Source organism: Vibrio sp. TH_r3 (assembly GCF_033101115.1).
Lineage (GTDB): Bacteria > Pseudomonadota > Gammaproteobacteria > Enterobacterales > Vibrionaceae > Vibrio.
This window is the reverse complement of the sequence record NZ_JAWMPW010000018.1, coordinates 41,821-62,593: the sequence shown is the minus strand read 5'-3', so window position 1 is coordinate 62,593 and position 20,773 is coordinate 41,821. Positions and strand designations below refer to the sequence as shown.

Below are 20,773 nucleotides of genomic sequence, written 5' to 3'. Positions count from 1 at the left end.
TTAAGTGGTAGATTTATTCGCTATAAATATGACCTGAGAGATGATTTTGCTCAATTATGTTTTTTAACACTCTCCTTCACAGATTTCATGACTGCGTTAGTGATCACACCCTCTTAAAGTTCTACTTGATATCATATTCAGAAATAATTAATCATCGTAATTGTATTTACATATTATCGCTTGAGTATTCTTCTATTTAACGAACAGATATTTAACCATTACACACCAGAGTACATACCAATATCATGAATAACCGTTATCGTATAACATTGCTTTTTAATGCTAATAAGACATACGACCGTCAGGTCATCGAAGGTATTGGCGAATATTTGCAAGCTTCTCAATGCGCTTGGGATATTTTTTTAGAAGAGGACTTCGTCACTCATTTGGAAAACTTCCATACATGGAGTGGTGATGGCATCATTGCCGACTTTGATAATCCAGATATTCAAAATTTACTCGAAGGCTCAGATATACCAGTTGTTGGTGTTGGTGGTTCCTATACTAATAAAGCTGATTACCCCGATGTGCCTTATGTAGCAACAGATAATGAAGCACTAGTTGAGCTAGCATTCCTACATTTAAAAGAAAAAGGGTTAGAGAACTTTGCATTCTATGGCAGCCCATCAGATACAAGAAATCGTTGGGCGCTCGAAAGAGAATTGGCCTTTACTCGTATAATCGAGAGAGAAGGATATTCCGGATCGATATATCAAGGCAATGAAACCAATTCACAAACTTGGCAATATGACATGAACCGGTTAGCAGACTGGTTGCAACGATTACCTGTCCCCATCGGTATTATTGCTGTAACAGATTCAAGAGCCAGACACATACTTCAAGTGTGCGAACAACTCAATATACTCGTACCAGACAAAGTGTCTGTTATTGGTATTGATAATGAAGAACTCGCTCGTTTTTTAACTCGAGTATCGTTAAGTTCTGTCGCTCAAGGTTGTAAAGAGATGGGCTATCGTGCGGCAAAAATTCTGCACAAACAAATAGAAAATCATACACTTGGTTCAATGATTCAAGAAACAAAGCATGCACGTGTGTTAATACCCCCCACAAAGATCCACGAGAGGCAAAGTACAGACTATCAAGCATTGAAAGACCCACATGTAATTCAAGCTATGCACTTTATTCGTCACAATGCGTGCAAAGGGATAAAGGTGGATCAAGTGCTGGATTATGTCGGCATATCTCGCTCTAATATGGAAGTACGCTTCAAAGAAGAAAGAGGCCACTCAATTCACCAAGAGATACACAATTCAAAACTGCAAAGAGCATGTAATCAATTAAAGAACACTTCATTGCCTATTATAGAAATCTCTGAGTTATGTGGTTATCCTTCCTTGCAATACATGTACACTGTATTTAAGAAAAATCTAGGTCGAACGCCAAAAGAGTACCGCGATTCCTTTTTATCCGAGTAAACTCACTTATTTTTAAACCACGTGTAATTTTAACATTCCATAAAGTGGTTTAAAAATAACAGTAAAAAACGGAGCATTTATTTGCTCCGTTTTATGGTTTTTAATACTAGTTATCGACTATTTAAAGCATTTATTGTTTGTTCTTCGTTGCACTATCCATCCACACCGCTAACAATAAAATACTACCTTTAACGATATATTGCCAAAATGTCGGAACATCCATCATGCTCATACCGTTATCAAGTGATGCCATAATGAACGCGCCAACGACTGCTCCTATAACCGTACCTACTCCACCAGCCATACTTGCGCCACCAATTACACAAGCTGCAATTGCATCTAACTCTGCAATATTCCCTGCGGATGGGGAACCGGCACCTAATCTCGAGCTTAAAATAAGCGCAGCAACCGCAACTAAAATACCATTGATTGCATAGACAGAAAGTTTGGTTTTTTCAACATTAATCCCCGACAGGCGACTGGCTTCGATGTTACCTCCTATCGCATAAATTCGGCGACCAAAACTGGTTTTAGTCGAAACAAACATCCCCAATATTAACAAACTGCATAGTATAATAACTGGCGTAGGAACCCCACGATAATCATTCAGTAATAGAATAATGCCTAATACCGCTAAGCCGACCAACACTTGTTTAGAGATATTTTTCGAAGCAGATGGAACGCTTAAAGAATAGTTCTTCCGCATAGTTATTTGACGTTGTTGCCATGAAAAATAAGCAACTAATCCCGCAATACCAATCGTCAAACTGACCATATTGGGTAAATAACTTTGTCCAATAATAGACATGGCGTCAGAAGTTGGCGCAACGGTTGTTCCATCAGTCACCCCCACTAATATTCCGCGAAAAGCCAACATACCAGCCAACGTCACAATAAATGAAGGAACTTTACGATACGCAACCCACCAACCATTCCATAGGCCTAACAAAAAACCTGATACTAACGTAATAACAATAGTTACAGCTAGAGGGAGACCTAACCAAACATCCATGATAGCAGCCAAGCCCCCTAATAGCCCCATCATCGAGCCAACGGATAAATCTATCTCACCACTAATAATGACATAGACCATCCCAATCGCGAGGATACCAGTAATCGCGGTCTGTCTAAATAAATTAGAAATATTCCTAGGACTGAGATAGCTCCAATCCGTCATGATACTGAAAAATAGCATAATAAAAATGATCGCAACGGACATCACTACTAGTTGAATATTGGCTTTTTTTAGCTTAGAAAAGAGAGAGGTTTTACCTTCCCCTAAATTACTCACTTCTGCTTGCTGATTCATGCTACTTCCTCTTCACTTTCTGACAAGGCACAATCCATTATCATCTCTTGGGTTAAGTTTTCATTCACAAATTCACCCTTAATTCTGCCTTCATGCATAACAATAACGCGGTCACTAATGCCTAAAACTTCCGGTAATTCAGATGAAACCATAATGATACTGATCCCTTTCTTCACCAGTTGGAACATAAGTTTATAGATCTCATATTTCGCTCCAACATCAATACCTCGAGTCGGCTCATCCAAAATTAAAACCTGAGGTTGAATCATCAAAAAGCGAGCTAAAATTGCTTTTTGTTGGTTTCCTCCCGATAAGTTCTTGATAGGTAGTTCTGCGTTCGGTGTTTTCACTGTAAGTGTTTGTATCGATTCTAAGACTGCATTATCTTCTGCGGTCTGGTTTAATACACCGGCGCTTGTAAATGACTCTAGTCCTGCTAATGAAATATTCTTGCCGACCGACATGATGGGAACAATGCCGTGTCTTTTACGATCTTCTGGCACCATAGCAATCCCAGCCTCTAATGCTTGTTTACTATCTTTAAGTACTAGTTTTTGCCCTTTAAATGTAAACTCGCCAGAATGCTGACCTTGATAACATGCAAAAATACACTCCATCAATTCTGTTCGCCCCGCACCAACCAAGCCTGAGAAGCCTAATATTTCACCTCGTTTTAAGTTAAAACTGACATTATTTAGTTTTTTAATTGATGGGTTACTTTTATCTGCAGCGTACACATTTTTTGCGCTAAAAATCTCTTCGCCAATATCGTGGGCTTCTCTTGGGAAAAGCTCTTTCATTTCTCGACCAACCATCATGGTAATTATGTCGTCTGTTGTCATATCTTGTGCTGCGCGAGTACCGATATGCTTACCATCACGAATCACCGATATCCAATCTGAAATAGCTTTCACTTCACTTAACTTGTGAGAAATAAATATACAGCTCACCCCTTGGCCTCTAAGCTGACCAACAAGATCCAAAAGAATCTTAGTTTCTGATTCAGTTAATGGTGCAGTTGGCTCATCAAGTACGAGTAGTTTAGCTTTTTTAGACAGTGCTTTTGCTATTTCCACAAGTTGCTGTTGGCCTACTCCAAGTTCTCCAACCTTGGTTTCGGGAGAAACAGACAAACTGACCTTATCTAACAACCCCACTGCTTTTTGATGCATTAAGGCAAAATTTAGTACGCCATAATCACTTAGCTCTGAACCTAAGAATAAATTCTCTAAAATACTAAGCTCTTTCACTAAAGTCAGTTCTTGGTGGATAATGGCAATACCAAGTGATTCAGTTTCTTTAATCCTTTTTGCTTGAACCGGTTTACCTTCAAAATAAATTTCGCCTTCATAGTCTCCAAACGGATAAATACCACAAAGAACTTTCATCAACGTTGATTTACCAGAACCATTTTCGCCGCATAAAGATAATACCTCCCCTTTTGCTAGAGATATATCGATACCATCCAGTGCTTTTACGCTACCAAATGATTTTCTAATATTTTTCATTTCTAGTAATTGCTGCATATCCACTCCTTAATAAAACGTAAAAATAAGGGCGTACTAATATGAAATAAAACATAAAAATTATATTAATGCGCCCTGCTCGTTTTATTCTTGATAAACATCTTCTTTTGAATGGAAGCCGTCAGCAATAATAGTAGAATCGATATTTGATTTTTCTACTGCTACTGGCGTTAATAACCAAGATGGCACATCTTTAAGGCCATTATTCAATGTTGCATTCGTCGCAGGTTGTTCATCGTTAGCAAGTTGTACTGCTATTTCTGCCGCTTTATTTGCTAGTTGAGATATAGATTTATACACAGTCATTGTTTGAGTACCTGTAACAATACGTCGTATTGCTGCAAGATCAGCATCTTGACCTGAAATAGCAACTTTTCCTGCCAAGCCTTGTGCGTCAAGCGCTTGCACAGCACCACCCGCAGTAGCATCGTTTGACGCCACAACTGCATCAATGTTGTTTTCAGTCGCAGTCAGCGCATTTTCCATTATTTTCAGTGCATTTTCAGCTAACCATGAATCAACCCATTGATCGCCGACAACATTAATATCACCAGAATCAATTTTAGGTTGAAGAATATTCATCTGGCCTTTGCGGAACAATTTCGCATTATTATCAGTAGGCGCGCCACCCATTAAGAAATAATTACCAGTTGGTTTTTTATCAAGCATGGCTTGCGCTTGTATTTCACCCACTTTCTCATTATCGAATGACAAATAGAAATCTATATCTGCGTTACTGATTAATCGGTCATACGCAAGAACTTTAATTCCATCACGTTTAGCTTCTTTTACGACATTACTTAACACTTCGCCGTTATAAGGAATGATAACTAACACATCAACACCACGAGAAATCATATTTTCTATCTGAGATAATTGCGTTTGTTCGTTACCATTTGACGATTGCACAAAAACCTCTGCACCTAATTCCTCGGCTTTAGCAACAAAAATATCTCGGTCTTTTTGCCAACGCTCTAAACGTAAATCATCGATTGCCATACCTATTGTCGTTTTTGCAAGCGACGGCAAACTAGTCATCGCCAACATCAACACGCAAATATAGCCTAATATTTTTTTCATATTCAGATCCTCATTGTCATCCGTTTCTATATTATTTTTTACTTCGTAGGGCGCTCTCTTTCGAAAAGCTATAAACAAACTAGAACAGGAAAATATATTCCTCATTTGAGAGATTTTGTTTTCAGATTATGATTTTTATTTTTCGTGATCTGATACCATTCTAAGCAAAAATAAATGTGACCAATGTAGGATATATAAGAACTAAATTTTAGGCACTGAGCAGCTCGATCTCACCAGTAATTGTGTGGGTATGATTGTATCTTGAGGAACTTTACCTCCGTTTAAAATTTTCAACATTACTTGCATTGCAGCAATTCCTATCTTCTCTTGTGGTTGTCTGATCGTAGTCAGTTCGGGGTTTACATAATCAGAAAATGGGAGGTCATCAAACCCTACAATAGAAAGCTCATCTGGCACTTTAACACCTAATTGCATTGCTGCTTTCATAGCACCAAGTGCCATCATATCGTTAAAACAAAACAACGCTGTCATTGAATATGTTTGATACAAACGCATAAACGCTGAAAATCCAGACTGAAAACTAAAATCGCCTTCTTCGAAAGCTTGCTCATCAAATGCTATAGATGCATTAGCTAAAGAATCAGCATAACCAGCCTTTCGATCTATACAGAGCGGGTTTTCATACGGACCAGAAATACAACCTATTTTTGAATGTCCAATATCAATTAAATAATCCACCGCACGTTTTGCAGAACTTCGATTATCGACACGAACCGTCGGAATAGGAAAATCCAGAAAGTATTCACAAGCCATCACCATCGGAATAGATGTTCCTTGCCGAATATCTTTTGGCAACTCCGATGTTAACGAAATAATACCATCTGCCTGTTTACTACTGACTAAGTCGAGATATACTTTTGCCTGTTCAACAGTATGAATGGAATCACCCAATAGCACTTTATAACCATGATCCAATGCAACCGATTGTATTCCTCGCACAATATTAGCAAAAAACATATTGGCTATATCTGGCACAATAATTACTACTGTTTTCGATTCACTTCGCCGCAAACTTCTCGCCATAGCATTGGGAGAAAATCCCGATTGCGCGATAGCTAATTCTACTTTACGTCTTGTTTTCTCTGATACTTTGTCAGGATGCATCATTGTGCGTGACACCGTTGCGGTTGAAACGCCGGCCAGCTTTGCAACGTCTTTTATTGTTGGCATAAACCCTCACCTTTCTAAATGTAATGGGTTACATTACATGGTACATAATTTTATAAACCTACTTCTCAATCTTGATTGACTCTGTCATATAAAAAGAAATAAAGATCACATTTTAATAACATTAATTAGATAAAAACCATTCAATCGCCTAGGATTTGGTCAATTTAATTAAAAAGACACCTATAAAAATAACAAATTATTAACATCATTTTTCATACAATAAATAATCATAAGTATGAAATCGATTACATTTTAGCAGGTTTTATTGCGAAATACACATAAAAATAACGACAATAACTACGAGGACTAGAAATGAAAACAATAAAAGGCGCGGCATTATTTTTAGCTCAATTCATCGATGATACTCCCCCATTTAACACGTTAGAAAATATTACTCGTTGGGCTGCTGAGGCTGGATTTGAGGGCGTTCAAATTCCTACTTGGGACGCAAGAATATTTGATTTAAAACGCGCAGCAGAGGATCAAAGCTATTGTGATGAAGTATTGGCCATACTCGATAAAGTAGGTTTAACGTTAACGGAACTGTCAACTCATTTACAAGGCCAGTTAGTGGCAGTTCATCCCGCTTATGATGAGATGTTTGATGGCTTTGCCCCCAAAGAAGTGCATAACAATCCTAGCTTGCGTCAGCAGTGGGCAGTAGAACAAATGTTGTTAGCTGCAAAAGCCTCAAAAAATTTAGGATTGACTGCTCACGTGACTTTTTCGGGAGCTCTGCTTTGGCCATTTATGTATCCATGGCCACAACGTCCCGCGGGTTTGGTCGAGACTGGATTCAAAGAATTAGCCAAACGTTGGTTACCTATATTAGACGCGTTTGATGATGCAGGAGTTGATGTTTGTTATGAAATTCACCCTGGAGAAGATCTGCATGATGGCATCACGTTTGAAATGTTTTTAGCCGAAGTAAATCAACACCCTCGAGCCAATATTTTATACGACCCAAGCCATTTTGTGTTACAGCAACTTGATTACCTAGATTTTATCGATCGTTATCATTCTCGAATCAAACTGTTCCATGTAAAAGATGCTGAATTTAACCCGACAGGCCAACAAGGCGTTTACGGTGGTTACCAAAGTTGGACTGAACGCGCTGGTCGTTTCCGCTCATTAGGTGACGGCCAAGTCGATTTTAATAGTATTTTTTCAAAACTGGCGCAATACGACTTTGACGGTTGGGGAGTAGTCGAGTGGGAATGCTGTTTAAAACACCCAGAAGATGGTGCAAAGGAAGGAGCTGAATTTGTTAAGAAACATATCATCCGAGTAACAGACAAAGCCTTTGACGACTTTGCTGACAGCGCAGTAGATCAAGATGCGAATTTAAGAATTTTGGGATTATAAGGAGTACCACATGAAAAGAATTAGACTCGGTATGGTTGGAGGTGGTGTCGGAGCATTCATTGGTGGTGTTCACCGTATTGCGGCACGTATTGATGATCAATACGAATTAATTGCAGGTGCCTTAAATTCAGATCCCATACGCAGCTTAGAATCAGCGAAGCAATTGGGCATTTCCGCCGAAAGAAGTTATTCAAGCTACCAAGAAATGGCACAACAAGAAGCTCAAAGAAGCGATGGTATTGAAGTCGTTAGTATCGTGACACCAAACAATATGCATTTTCCTATCGCCAAAGCATTTCTTGAAGCAGGAATCCATGTAATTTGCGATAAACCAATGACATGTACTTTACAAGAAGCAGAAGAACTTAACGTCATTGCAACGCAAAGTAACCGACTTTTCGTTTTAACACATAATTACACCGCATACCCAATGGTGCGCCAAGCACGACAAATGATACAAGAAGGCAAGCTAGGTAAACTTCGCCTTGTTCAAGTTGAATATATCCAAGATTGGATGACTACCTCCACAGAAAAAACGGGTAATAAACAAGCTAAATGGCGCACCGACCCAGCCCAATCCGGCAATGCTGGTTGCTTAGGAGATATTGGTACCCATGCATATAATTTAGCGCGTTTCATTTCAGATCTACAACTTGAACAAGTTAGCGCAGATCTTTCTACCTTTGTGGAAAATCGATTATTAGATGACAACGTTCACGCCATGTTACGTTTTGAACAAGGTGTAAAAGGGATGTTGTGGACATCACAAGTGGCACCGGGTCATGAAAACGGCTTAAAAATTAGAATATACGGTAGCGAAGGTGGGATCGAATGGGAACAAGAGCATCCCAATTTACTTACCTTTCATCCCTTTGGTCAGCCAACTCAACTCTTAACGCGTGCTGGACACGGTTATCAATCTCCTCATACGCATTTAACTCGAATTCCGGCTGGACATCCTGAAGGTTATCTCGAAGGATTTGCCAATTTATATCTAGAAACAGCACAAGTTATCCGGCAATTAAGACAAAGTAACCCTATTAACGAACCGATAGAAACAAGGTTACTTCCAAATACGCAAGACGGCGTAGAAGGTCTTCAGTTTATTACCGCTATGATCCATTCTTCTCATAACAATGGGAAATGGACGAAATTGGAGAATGCCAATGAACTCACCTAACAACGCATTGACTCTAAAAAACATCTGCAAAAGCTTTTCCGGTGTCCAAGTTCTACACAACATCAGTATCGAGATACATGCAGGCGAAATTTTAGGTATCTTAGGTGAGAATGGTGCAGGAAAATCGACCTTGCTGAAAATCATCTCAGGCATTTACCAGAAAACATCTGGTCAGGTAAATGTTGCGGGTGATGACGTGGAAATAACCAGTCCCGCCGAAGCAAAAGCTTTAGGGATAGCCATGATCCCTCAAGAATTTAATCTCATTTCTACATTAAATGTATTTGAGAATATCTTTCTAGGCCAAGAATTAAAATCAGGAGCATTGCTTGATAAACGAGCAATGCGACAACGAACTTCAAAATTACTCACTCAGCTAGAAACCAATATTTCTCCAGATACCTTAATTGAAGATTTAAGCGTAGCAGAAAAACAGATGGTTGAAATTGCCAAAGCATTAGTGAACGATGCACAAATTTTGATAATGGATGAACCAACAACGGTATTAACCAGTCAGGAAGTCACCGTTTTATTCAAATTAATCGACACTCTCAAAGCTAAAGGCGTCACAATTTTATTCATTTCCCATAAATTAAAAGAAGTGAAAAAACTATGTGATCGCCTAATGATTATGCGTGATGGTGAGCTCGTTTCAATCGATGAAGTAAGTAACATTGATGAACAAGATATGGCCAGAAAAATGGTTGGACGAGAGCTTAATCAAGTATTTCCACCACATTCAGTTGCTCGCACTGACATTGCGCTACAAGTTGACAATCTTTCTATCCCTGAGCTACTGCATGATATTAACTTTATAGTACGCAAAGGTGAAGTACTGGGATTTTCCGGCTTAGTGGGTAGCGGCCGAACAGAAATAGCAGAAGCTATAATGGGCTTACGTAAACACCAACAAGCAACAGTTAAAATTCACGGAAAGCGTGTTCATATTAAATCCATAAAAGACGCCGTCAAACATGGCTTAGCTTATTTAAGCGAAGATAGGCAAGGATGTGGTCTAACAATGAATTTTGATCTTGTGGAAAATATCAGCTTGATTGCATTAAACAACTATAGAAAAAGTTCAGGATTAATTGATCATAGCAAAACCAAGAAAAAAACTGAGCAGTATGTCGATCAGTTTAGTATCAAAGCCGCATCCCTTGACACAGAATTATTCTACTTAAGTGGTGGAAATCAGCAGAAAGTTTACTTATCAAAATGGATGGATACGCAACCGGAAATATTAATTCTCGATGAGCCAACTCGCGGGGTCGATGTTAACACCAAAAAAGATATATACCATTTTATTCACAATCTAACCGAGCAAGGCCTTGCCGTCATTGTTATCTCATCTGATATGGAAGAGATCATTGGCTTAGCTCACCGTATTGTCGTGATGCGCGAGGGAAGGAAGCAAGGAGAATTACAACAAGATGAAATCAATGAAGAAAACATCATGTTTTTAGCTGCGGGCTTACAACATAACCTGAAAACAAATAACAATAAGCCACAGGAGGTCGTCGCATGAAAAACGCTATAAACGTAAAGTCGAATACCTTTGACTCGCATAAAAAAGTAATAGTACAAAAAAAATTCAACCTGTCAAATTGGGCACCACTGATAGCATTAATTATACTTATTGCTCTATCAGCTCTCGCAAGCGATCACTTCCTAATGCCGAGAAACATTACCAATGTACTAAGACAAGTATCCTACACGGGGATCATTGCGTTAGGCATGACGTTCGTCATTATTGCTGGTGGTATTGATTTATCGGTTGGTTCAATGGTTGCGCTGGTCGGAGTGCTCGTTTTAATGTTGCTTAATTACCTGGGCGATGGCTGGAGTGCGGTATTTATTGCCCTGTTTACAGCATGCATAATTGGAGCAATCTTAGGCGCAATTAATGGTTTACTAACAACTAAAGGTAAAATTACTGCCTTCGTCGCTACATTGGCAACCATGTCAATATTTCGCTCCCTCACCCTTTATATCAGCGATGCGGGTGAAATAGTCTCCCGTAATCAACATTACCCTGATATAGGTGGCGGATATTGGTTCGGAATTCCAATTCCAGTGTGGTTATTTCTAAGCCTAGCAGCATTAGGCCATATTGTACTGCGCCATACCGCATTTGGTCGTCATGTTTGCGCCGTTGGATCTAACTCAAAAGTTGCTAGCTATTCCGCTATCAATGTATCTAGAACCTATTTTTTTACGTTTGTTATCGTAGGATTCACTGTTGGGCTCTCAGCCATCATGTTGTCTTCACGCTTAAATTCAATCAGCCCTGGTGATGCAGGCTTATTTTACGAACTCGATGCTATCGCTGCAGTGGTTATCGGCGGGACATCATTATCAGGAGGTAAAGGAACATTATGGGGCACTGTGGTCGGTGCCATTATTCTAGGAATAATCAACAACATGCTCAATTTGCTTGGTATTTCACCGTATTTGCAAGGCGCGGTGAAAGGCTTAGTAATCTTAATAGCAGTACTAATGCAGTTTAAACGTGATCAGTAACCCTCAAATAATCAATAATAACAAGGAGAAAACCATGCGCTTATTACAATTCATAGGCAAAGGTATATTAGGTATCTTTTTAATCGGGTCAATAACGTCGAACGTCGTCATGGCAGATACTTTAAAAATAGGTGTATCAGTTCCTTCAGCAGACCATGGCTGGACGGCAGGCCTACTTTGGTGGGCAGAAAAAGCCGCTAAAGATTTTAAAGCGCAAGACGATGATTTAGAGTTTTACATTGTCGCAGCAAGCTCTGGCTCCAAACAAGTTGGAGACGTTGAAGATCTGATGATTAAAGGTATCGATGCTCTAGTCATATTACCTCATAATCCAGCAACTCTTCAAAAAGTCATAGAAGAGTCTTATGAAGAAGGTATATACACTGTCGTAGTCGATCGCGAACTTGAAAAGCCTGCACAAAATGTATTTATCGCTGGTGATAATGCAGGGCTTGGTCGCGTTAGTGGTGAATGGCTAGCAGAAGAATTAGATGGTAAAGGGAAAATTGTTGTGATTGAAGGAATGTCTATTCCTATCAACAAGCAACGTGTTGATGCTTTCAATGAAGTCATTGCTAAACATAAAAATATCGAAATACTTGATAGTCAACCAGCAGACTGGTCCACCCAAAAAGCCCTAGCAGTAATGGAAAATTACTTACAAAAACACTCTAAAATTGATGCCGTTTGGTGTCAAGATGACGACATGTTGAAAGGTGTAATGCAAGCGATTAAAGAATCGGGAAGAACGGATATTAAAACGGTTCTTGGTGGTGCAGGTTCACAAGATATAATTCATATGATAGAGCATGACGATCCAGTAGTTCGTGCCACGGTAACTTATCCACCAAGTATGGTAGCGTCTGGAGTTGCGTTGGCAATAACAGGAGTCAAACATGAACATCTTGGAAAGATGTACCATAGCTCTCCATCCAGGGTGATTTTAGCTGCAGAATTGGTCGACAAAAACAATGTTGACCAATTTATTGAAGATGGTGCGGCGTATTAAAGCTTTTCAATAACCTTTATTTTTGCAAGTAAATCAACACCAAAATAATACCGTTTAAAATGTAATATGAACGGTATTATTTCATCCTTATTTTTGTTTATCGCCTTTCTTTTATAAATAGAATCTATTTAGTTAGTATTTTCAAGCCAGTTTATATATAGAGATATCAATTAATTAAAAATAACTTATGTTATTTACACAAATTAAATTTGGGACTTAGAGCACAAATAGCAAATAGCTTAAATTCATTACTAAATTTCATAATTGAGAGAAAGCCATAATAAGTTAATTATTAATCGTCCCCACAAAATGGAATAAGATTATGACTGAATTTTTTAAAACTGTAGCTCCAATAAAATTTGAAGGGAGCGAAACTGATAACCCTTTAGCATTTCGTCATTATGACCAAGATAAAATAATCCTTGGTAAATCAATGAAAGATCATTTACGTTTCGCAGCATGTTACTGGCACAACTTCTGTTGGCCGGGTTCTGATGTATTTGGTGCAGGCACATTTGATCGCCCATGGCATCAAGCTGGCGATGCAATGGAAATGGCAAAAATGAAAGCTGATGCAGCATTTGAATTTTTCACTAAACTGAACATTCCTTACTATTGTTTTCATGATGTTGATGTAGCACCTGAAGGCAATTCTATAAAAGAATATGTAAATAATTTTGCTGAAATGATTGATGTTCTTGAACAAAAACAATCTGATACTGGCATGAAATTACTTTGGGGAACCGCGAATGCATTCTCTCATCCACGTTACATGGCAGGTGCTGGTACAAACCCAGACCCAAAAGTATTTGCCTATGCAGCAACACAAATATTTAACGCAATGGGCGCCACAAAACGTCTAGGCGGAGAAAACTATGTACTTTGGGGTGGTCGTGAAGGGTATGAAACACTGTTAAATACCGATCTGCGTCAAGAACGAGAGCAACTTGGTCGCTTAATGCAAATGGTTGTGGAGCATAAACACAAAATCGGGTTCAAGGGCACGATTTTGATTGAACCAAAACCACAAGAACCAACTAAACACCAGTATGATTATGATACAGCAACGGTTTATGGCTTTTTAAAACAATTTGGCTTAGAAAACGAAATTAAAGTCAACATTGAAGCTAACCATGCAACACTGGCAGGACATAGTTTCCAACACGAAGTAGCGACTGCAACAGCATTAGGTTTATTTGGCTCTATTGACGCTAACCGTGGTGACCCTCAACTTGGCTGGGATACTGATCAATTCCCGAATAGCGTTGAAGAAAATACGTTGGTAATGTACGAAATACTTAAAGCTGGTGGCTTTACGACTGGTGGTTTCAACTTTGATTCACGCTTGCGTCGCCCATCAATTGACAATGAAGATTTGTTCTACGGCCATATTGGCGGTATGGATACAATGGCTCTGTCGTTAGAAAAAGCGGCCAGCATGATAGAAAATGACACATTAGCCGCAAATATATCTAAGCGTTATGCCGGATGGAATCAGGATCTTGGCAAACAAATTATTAACGGTGATTTATCTCTTGAGAGCCTAGCCAAATTCGCAACAGATAGTAATATTCAACCAGTCAAAGAATCTGGGAAACAAGAATACTTAGAAAATATAGTAAACGGCTACATATTTAAATAAGTACGTACTTAACAATCATACCTTGAATTAAGTGGCCAAGAATATTTGGCCACTATTTCAATAAGTTCAACGCAGCCTTCTACACTTTAACCTTCAAATAGCGACAATGAAAAACCCCGATGAGTGAATAATATCACTTCATCGGGGGTTTATTTATACAACGAGTAACCACTACTGCATGCGTTTTTTTAACCTTGCTAAATCAATTGCACTTGAGCGTACGGTTAATGTCACATGTTCATAACCATACTCTTCTTTTACAACACTCATGCTAGAACGAATATCACCGATCACTCCGTTTGCCGTGTATGGCACCTTAATCTCCTCTTCGATCATTCCTTGTTCCGCGAGATTAACAATGTACGCGTGCAGTTTTTTGATATCGAGAGGGTTATGAGTTGATGTGAGCATCGCATCTGGGAACTCTTCCAGCAACGCTTGCTGTTGTTCTGGACTTAGACGGTCGGACTTGTTCAATACTAAGAGTTTTTCGCTATCTTCTACGCCGACTTGTCCCAAAACATCGTGAACAACATCGAGCTGCGCACGAAAAGAAGGATCGGATGCATCCACTACATACAGCAGTAATGATGCATCATGCGCTTCTGCTAAGGTTGAATGAAATGACGCGACTAAATCGTGCGGGAGCTTTTTAATAAAACCCACCGTATCTGAAACTAAGATTCGAGGTTGCGTAATCGGCTGTAACACACGAACGGTGGTATCAAGAGTGGCGAAAAGCTTATCTTCACCAACTACTTCAGTGGCAGTCATTGCGCGCATCATCGATGATTTTCCAGCATTGGTATAGCCAACTAGAGCCACGCAAAATAGCTCTGAACGCTGTGTACGGCGATTTTTTAATTCATTTTGCACACTGACTAATTCACGCCTTAGATCGGCTAATTGATCACGTACTTTGCGGCGATCAAGCTCGAGTGAAGTTTCACCAGAACCTTGTCCCATTTGGCGTTCTTTATCACCACTGGCAGATTCACGAAGCCGTGGAACCAAGTAATTAAGGCGCGCAATTTCGACTTGTAAGCGTGCGGTTCGGGTACGAGCATGACGACTGAATATTTCAATAATAATACCGGTGCGATCAAATACTTCTACACCTAAATGGCTTTCGACATTTCGAAGCTGAGATGGGCTTAAATCGCAATCAAATACCACTACATCTGCCGATGCATAAGGCAAATCTTCTGTGGGAAGATCTGAAAAATCGGTTTCATCAAAAAGATCGTCATATTCGGCCTCTTCAATTGAGCCTTGATAACCAGTCAGATGCGCAATTTCCGCCAGTTTTCCTATCCCGAGTGCGTTAAGATTTTGGGTCGAACTTTGCTTTTGCGATTGCGTTCCAACCACTTTAAACCCTAGGGTTGTGACTAAACGAGCAAGTTCAGCAAGAGATTCTTTTGCTTCTTCGCCTTTGAATTCAGGCGTGGTAATCGAAATAAGTAGCGCGTTATTCTGTGATGGTTTTGCTGTTAGTTTCATTTGTTCATTTGTTCGTGCACCGAAGTGCAAACCTAGTCATGAGTTTAAAGTCGTCTGATCCTACGCTGTTATAGGCTCGCTTTATAGAGTAATAGAATATTAAATGTAAATATTATTACTATCAGCGATAAAACTACTCTGACAATCTATCATCATAATATTGAATCTGAAGTTAACTCTCCAATAACATAAATTGTCTGCGAGGCTCTTTTACTCGCTTAATTACTGGTTTTCTATCATACTGTACCAGCACAATGTTACTTCTTATAAGTTTGCGTTTTAATACACAGCAAAATCGGTGTCCAAGTTATAACTTCGCGTGGTGGGTTTTTGATGACCAGAGGTAAGGCGCTGAACTTCTTTATAGGTATAACTGCGCAGCTCCGACGTGGTTACTTTGCCATCATTATTTAGATCCGCTTTCTTATCTCTTAATGCACTCAATACAGAAGAGGTAAACACACCGTTAGCGATATTGCTTTTCTCCAGCGCGAATTCATACCCGCCCGATGCACTGATCACTACCGCTCCAGTGGTGCTTCTAAGATCAACAAATGAGGTTTGAAGTTTTTGATACGATTGCGCAAGAGCGTCTCGATCATTCGGTTTTCTCGATTTTACTTTAAAGCCCCTGCTAACCACCCCTGTTTCTAACACACTGTTATTCATACTAGCAAATTGATTCACCTCGCCAGAATGACAGGTATCAAGCATGAGTAATTTAAAGCGCGAACGAGAAGAGGCCAATACCTTACTGATTGATTGATAACTAATACCGTGCTTTTCTGGCGATTGCGGATCGATATCATGAGTACCAAAATAGTACTCTTCATTACTATCTAAAAAGCCGTGTCCGGCAAAGAAAACAATCACTCGGTCATTGGCTCTTGCTCCCTCTAGGAATTGCGTCATTTTTTCTATCGATGCCACGTTGACGGCTTCATCAAATAAAGACAAAGTCTTTACTTCATTAAACTCACTACTGTCAGACAGTAACGCTTGAATATCTTCAGCGTCTTTTCTGGCGTAATTTAAGTTAAGATCGGCATTTTGATAATTCGACACCCCTACACTGACAATATAAAGATCTGGACTTTGTTGTGTGCCTGGATAGAAATAATTGAATGTTTGGCTCTGTGTAGGCTGCCCATCAGAATCCACCGCATAAACTCGAATTTTATTATTACCTTGAGTAAGCGCCACGGTAAACTGGCCATCATTTCCCGTGATATTTTGGCCGTAAAGACCAACGAGCGGAGTTTCATTCACAGTAACAAATAACTGCCCTTCAAACGCCTCGCTGGTATGCCAATTTAGTTGAACATCATCTGTTTGTAACAGTTGTTTCTCCCCCGTCACACTAAACTCAACTCCGTTATCTTTGAAAAAACTGAGCTTAGCGTTAAACGAAGGCATTCGTTTTTGACGAGCTAAAACTAAATTGGACCAAAACTCTATCTGCCGTTTATCTGCAAAACCTAACCGGCTAAGAATAATATCAGGCCGATTAAGCCAAGTATCATAGCGTCGATAGTCAAACAACGTATCTTTGTTGATAAAGCTTGCGTTGTGTATCCCTTTGGGTGTGCCCCAGTAATAACCATCCGGGCCGCTTATGACCACTTCTCCATGTTTATCTATCACCATCGTCAGTTTCAGTTTATTGGAACGATTAGCGATATCTTGTTCAAGTATCGGTTTTGATACCAAAAATTGTGCATTAAGAGGGAACGTACTGACCACACTCTCTTTCCAAAGTTTAACTTCACCTAAATCAGAAGCAGTAAGAATCACCCCATCAGAAAGCTGCAAAATCGTGATCACCTCACCATTATGCGCCTGAAATTCATCAGATATGGCTCCCGATGCAATGTTCCGCACCGTAATCTGGCCTGAGTTACTTCCCTGCCAATATTCACCATTAGCAGAGATAAAATGGGCAGTAGGCATCCCCCATCTGGGTTCAAGAGTATCCAACTGCTCCCCTTGAGCCGTAAAGCGACTAGCAATGGGAATGGCTGAATTATAAACATTGGTATTGTCATTTAAGCCAGCAACTATAAACTCTGATTGGTCGTTCACACGCAATAACGCTGGATAAGGCGCATTTCTATAACCGATATTAAGCTCTTCATCACTATGGCTTAATATCAGACGACCTCTTCCTGCTCTCACCACATATTGCGACCCATCGTCTGATAATGCTTCCACCTCATAGATCGGTTCCGCAAACTCTCGCACAGTCGTTTCTTTGGCATCCGAAAAATCAACACGGGTCAATGTACCTTGTGCATCAACTAGCAGTACCCCGTTGTTAAACCAAGAATAGGATGTAATCGATTTATGAATCTCAATTGGCTCAAATCGACTATCAAGCGGTGTAATAACTACGATATCTTGCGCCTGAATCAACAAATTATTGCTGTCAACTGACAGATTTTTTACGATAAAAGGTAACACCGTTGTGTCTAACTCTAATGTGGACAAATTGAGTTGACGAATGGTACTGGTACGTTGAAACTGATTGAGTGATATGAGATACAAGAAACCGTTGTGATGAGCAACATGGGCAAGGCTGTCCACTTGTGATGTTATCTCACTTATCAAGTGCCCTTGCACACTATCTCTTACTTCAATAGTAGGAATAAAGCGACTTTGGCTAAGTTTCGATCGAGCAACAAACATTACCTCCCTGTCATCTGCAATAGCAAAAGCGTCAGGTTCACTGGCAAACCAAGCATCAGAAAAGGGGGTAGCTATTTTACCTGGAAGTCCAAAGTCACCTGGAAGTCCAAATTTATCTGAAAGTTCAAACTTACCTTTGGAGCTTAAAACAGAGTTAGCCTTATAAAACGTGGCCGACCCAGTATTCAATAGACTGAGTGTGTTGTTAGTATATTGATAGACCGCGCAAGACTTAGGTTCGGTAAAACAGAGCATCGCCATCGGTAACTCTCGGTGCAATTCCAGCGAACCAAGATTCAAAAGTGACGTATTTTTTTCTGATGCACTGTTCTTAGCCTGGTTATCCTCAAGTGCACTATCGGTAGATTCAGCACTGGGACTCAAAGACGGTAACGTAGCCCAATCACCTTGAGTTTCAATACTCTCGTTTGCTGTAAAATGTACATCGGGTTCATCACACCATGAAGTGGTAAAATCTCCATCACCACAAAACTCATGGCTGACTGTTAATGTATAAAGCTTCGCTTGTCCAGTTGGAGTGACCAGTAATACTCGGCCATCTTCTGCTGCCGAGACCATCGTGCCTTTCTCAAGTTTATCCATCAATACCAGTGAGCTATTGTAACCAGGGTTAAGTAATTCAAGCTCCCCCATTTCATTAACCGCAAGCAGGTAACGACCAAACGCGCTTTGGGAGACAAGCTTTCGCTTCAGATCGAATTCAGAGAAATGGCCGAACGGCACAAAGCGTCCACCAATAGGCACATAAGTGCTGACTAAGCGTGAATCAGAGACTGACGCCAACGTATCGCCCTTATCGGACAACGTCAGATTTTGACCCGGTACCGAGGTACTAAAAAGGTTTTTTTGTTGATTAATATCCCAAAAACTTAACCAATTGGTTCCGCTATCGTTAGTTTTAATACCTTTGCTCACATAAGCTAACAATCCAAACGTTGGCATATATTTCATATCAGTGATGTCACCGTTAGGGTGAACACTCATAACCGGCTCAGGAGAAAACTGGCTGATGGCTCGGTTCGAATAAGCATAGCCAATTTGCTCAGAAAAATAACCACTGACCACATTGGGCTGTTTTGTAAGCATGGTATTACAAGCAAACCCGATATTGATTATTCGTCCATCATCAACAAACGCATCAATTTGATACTGGCACGGTGCCAACATATCATTGTCAAAAAATGAGGAGAGTGACACCGTGAAGCTCGCGACCTTCGAGCCCCAACGATCGGTTAACGACGTTAATGAAATGGAACCATCGCCCCCCAACACACTGGCTAATTCAGCCGGCAAATCACTGGATATATTCAGCTCATATGGTTTAGACGAGATAAGGCCGCTTAACAATGCATAGAAGCTTTGTGTACTAACAACACGAATTAAATGTTTGCGCTCTTGCTCATTAAATCCATCATCGATTTCTTGACCAGGGTCTTCATTCTCTAAACGCCAATCGCCATTGTCTAAAACCACAGTCGAAGACGATCCCATTAAGCGGCTATTCTCATACGCCATGTTCAGCTTCTGCCCGACACCTTTATAGTGCTCAAGATACTGAACAAACCAACGTTGACTTTCCCCGTCTTGAATAGGCTTTCGGACTTGCATGCGCACAAATCCTTCGTCTTTAATTTCGTGATAGCGAGCATGCACACCCTCACGTTGACGTAAGGTGATCTGTCGTCTGTATAGCGTAAACATGGCTTCGTCTTGCGCTAACTCAAACTGAGGAATAGAAATCGCATTGCCGGCATAACTTAAATGAGACAACAGCAGTGAACATAGCGCAGCAGATAGTGTGACACCTAGCGAGGTAGAATTAACTGATAGAAAAACGAGTCTGTTAAACATTTTCATTTCGCATCCTTGCAATACAATTAATATGCTTTATTTGAAAACCAGTCGAGCTATTTCACTATACAAATAAAGGGCGTGGAGTCATCCCCTCGCATTCCGTAATTTTGATAATCACTTGCGCGAGCAGAGGCGGTTTCTTGGCACACCAGCGAAAGGCTTTCCTCGTTTAAGCGAAGCACCGTTTTAGGCACCCAAACTGTGCCAATACGCCGTAACTTAACTTGCACGAAAGCGCCTTCTTGCTGAAGAACCGACACCGGTGGATGAGGCAACGTCGCCAACGGTTTCATTTGCCATTGGTCATTCGCCGTTTTAATTGGAATGATGGGTTGAAGCCATTGTTCAACATAAAGGTCGGCGAAACTCGATGTAGAGAACACAATGCATCCGTACATAACAAGCCGTGATAATATGTTCACTTTACTTTGGCTCATTTGCCATCCTCT

At 40.1% G+C, this 20,773-nt stretch carries 14 protein-coding genes; 7 read left to right on the top strand and 7 right to left on the bottom strand.

All coding sequences use genetic code 11. The annotated features are described in order from the left end of the window. Positions 1-245: 245 nt before the first annotated feature. Positions 246-1,436 (top strand): DNA-binding transcriptional regulator, encoded by a 1,191-nt coding sequence (locus R3X26_RS14180; RefSeq protein ID WP_317717984.1) that lies wholly within the window; start codon positions 246-248, stop codon positions 1,434-1,436. Between the two features lie 130 nt (positions 1,437-1,566). Here the strand turns inward: R3X26_RS14180 and R3X26_RS14175 are convergent, their stop codons facing one another. The 4 genes from R3X26_RS14175 to R3X26_RS14160 all read right to left on the bottom strand — a co-directional run bounded on the left by R3X26_RS14175 (position 1,567) and on the right by R3X26_RS14160 (position 6,542). Beyond that, a complete protein-coding gene (locus tag R3X26_RS14175; RefSeq protein WP_317717983.1) occupies positions 1,567-2,745 on the bottom strand; it encodes a sugar ABC transporter permease in 1,179 nt (392 codons plus the stop codon). Beyond that, on the bottom strand, positions 2,742-4,271 hold the full coding sequence (locus R3X26_RS14170; RefSeq protein WP_317717982.1) for a xylose ABC transporter ATP-binding protein: 1,530 nt from the start codon (positions 4,269-4,271) through the stop codon (positions 2,742-2,744). The genes R3X26_RS14175 and R3X26_RS14170 overlap by 4 nt, the downstream gene beginning before the upstream one ends. 84 nt (positions 4,272-4,355) lie before the next feature. After that, positions 4,356-5,351, bottom strand: coding sequence for a D-xylose ABC transporter substrate-binding protein (xylF, locus tag R3X26_RS14165; protein ID WP_317717981.1), 996 nt, complete (start codon positions 5,349-5,351; stop codon positions 4,356-4,358). 201 nt (positions 5,352-5,552) lie between these two features. After that, positions 5,553-6,542, bottom strand: a complete 990-nt coding sequence (locus tag R3X26_RS14160) for a LacI family DNA-binding transcriptional regulator (protein WP_317717980.1) — start codon at positions 6,540-6,542, stop codon at positions 5,553-5,555. 312 nt (positions 6,543-6,854) lie between these two features. On the opposite strand from R3X26_RS14160, the gene R3X26_RS14155 reads away from it, so the two are divergent. The 6 genes from R3X26_RS14155 to xylA all read left to right on the top strand — a co-directional run bounded on the left by R3X26_RS14155 (position 6,855) and on the right by xylA (position 14,261). Beyond that, positions 6,855-7,907, top strand: a complete 1,053-nt coding sequence (locus tag R3X26_RS14155; protein ID WP_317717979.1) for a sugar phosphate isomerase/epimerase — start codon at positions 6,855-6,857, stop codon at positions 7,905-7,907. Between the two features lie 10 nt (positions 7,908-7,917). Beyond that, the gene (locus R3X26_RS14150) at positions 7,918-9,087 is read left to right on the top strand and encodes a Gfo/Idh/MocA family oxidoreductase (RefSeq protein WP_317717978.1); all 1,170 of its coding nucleotides are present in this window, start codon (positions 7,918-7,920) and stop codon (positions 9,085-9,087) included. Further along, on the top strand, positions 9,074-10,615 hold the full coding sequence (locus tag R3X26_RS14145) for a sugar ABC transporter ATP-binding protein (protein ID WP_317717977.1): 1,542 nt from the start codon (positions 9,074-9,076) through the stop codon (positions 10,613-10,615). Before R3X26_RS14150 ends, R3X26_RS14145 begins: the two co-directional genes overlap by 14 nt. After that, a complete protein-coding gene (locus tag R3X26_RS14140) occupies positions 10,612-11,610 on the top strand; it encodes an ABC transporter permease (protein ID WP_317717976.1) in 999 nt (332 codons plus the stop codon). Before R3X26_RS14145 ends, R3X26_RS14140 begins: the two co-directional genes overlap by 4 nt. Before the next feature lie 34 nt (positions 11,611-11,644). Then, entirely contained in the window at positions 11,645-12,619 is a 975-nt protein-coding gene (locus tag R3X26_RS14135; protein ID WP_317717975.1) for a substrate-binding domain-containing protein, read from the top strand. A gap of 322 nt (positions 12,620-12,941) precedes the next feature. Then, positions 12,942-14,261: a xylose isomerase gene (gene xylA, locus R3X26_RS14130; RefSeq protein ID WP_317717974.1), complete on the top strand. Its 1,320-nt coding sequence runs from the start codon at positions 12,942-12,944 to the stop codon at positions 14,259-14,261. Positions 14,262-14,432: 171 nt separating this feature from the next. On the opposite strand, the gene hflX is transcribed toward xylA, so the two are convergent. The 3 genes from hflX to R3X26_RS14115 all read right to left on the bottom strand — a co-directional run bounded on the left by hflX (position 14,433) and on the right by R3X26_RS14115 (position 20,761). Continuing rightward, positions 14,433-15,764 carry a GTPase HflX gene (hflX, locus tag R3X26_RS14125; protein ID WP_317717973.1) on the bottom strand — a complete coding sequence of 444 codons (1,332 nt, stop codon included), beginning with the start codon at positions 15,762-15,764 and terminating at the stop codon, positions 14,433-14,435. A gap of 279 nt (positions 15,765-16,043) precedes the next feature. Beyond that, the gene (locus tag R3X26_RS14120) at positions 16,044-20,327 is read right to left on the bottom strand and encodes a caspase domain-containing protein (protein WP_317717972.1); all 4,284 of its coding nucleotides are present in this window, start codon (positions 20,325-20,327) and stop codon (positions 16,044-16,046) included. 50 nt (positions 20,328-20,377) lie between these two features. Further along, positions 20,378-20,761: a hypothetical protein gene (locus R3X26_RS14115; RefSeq protein ID WP_317717971.1), complete on the bottom strand. Its 384-nt coding sequence runs from the start codon at positions 20,759-20,761 to the stop codon at positions 20,378-20,380. Between the last annotated feature and the right edge of the window lie 12 nt (positions 20,762-20,773).

Bases quoted from the DNA above. Each gene is read 5' to 3' on its own strand.
- R3X26_RS14180 (WP_317717984.1), top strand. From the start codon at position 246: ATGAATAACCGTTATCGTATAACATTGCTTTTTAATGCTAATAAGACA.
- R3X26_RS14175 (WP_317717983.1), bottom strand. From the start codon at position 2,745: ATGAATCAGCAAGCAGAAGTGAGTAATTTAGGGGAAGGTAAAACCTCT.
- R3X26_RS14170 (WP_317717982.1), bottom strand. From the start codon at position 4,271: ATGCAGCAATTACTAGAAATGAAAAATATTAGAAAATCATTTGGTAGC.
- xylF (WP_317717981.1), bottom strand. From the start codon at position 5,351: ATGAAAAAAATATTAGGCTATATTTGCGTGTTGATGTTGGCGATGACT.
- R3X26_RS14160 (WP_317717980.1), bottom strand. From the start codon at position 6,542: ATGCCAACAATAAAAGACGTTGCAAAGCTGGCCGGCGTTTCAACCGCA.
- R3X26_RS14155 (WP_317717979.1), top strand. From the start codon at position 6,855: ATGAAAACAATAAAAGGCGCGGCATTATTTTTAGCTCAATTCATCGAT.
- R3X26_RS14150 (WP_317717978.1), top strand. From the start codon at position 7,918: ATGAAAAGAATTAGACTCGGTATGGTTGGAGGTGGTGTCGGAGCATTC.
- R3X26_RS14145 (WP_317717977.1), top strand. From the start codon at position 9,074: ATGAACTCACCTAACAACGCATTGACTCTAAAAAACATCTGCAAAAGC.
- R3X26_RS14140 (WP_317717976.1), top strand. From the start codon at position 10,612: ATGAAAAACGCTATAAACGTAAAGTCGAATACCTTTGACTCGCATAAA.
- R3X26_RS14135 (WP_317717975.1), top strand. From the start codon at position 11,645: ATGCGCTTATTACAATTCATAGGCAAAGGTATATTAGGTATCTTTTTA.
- xylA (WP_317717974.1), top strand. From the start codon at position 12,942: ATGACTGAATTTTTTAAAACTGTAGCTCCAATAAAATTTGAAGGGAGC.
- hflX (WP_317717973.1), bottom strand. From the start codon at position 15,764: ATGAAACTAACAGCAAAACCATCACAGAATAACGCGCTACTTATTTCG.
- R3X26_RS14120 (WP_317717972.1), bottom strand. From the start codon at position 20,327: ATGAAAATGTTTAACAGACTCGTTTTTCTATCAGTTAATTCTACCTCG.
- R3X26_RS14115 (WP_317717971.1), bottom strand. From the start codon at position 20,761: ATGAGCCAAAGTAAAGTGAACATATTATCACGGCTTGTTATGTACGGA.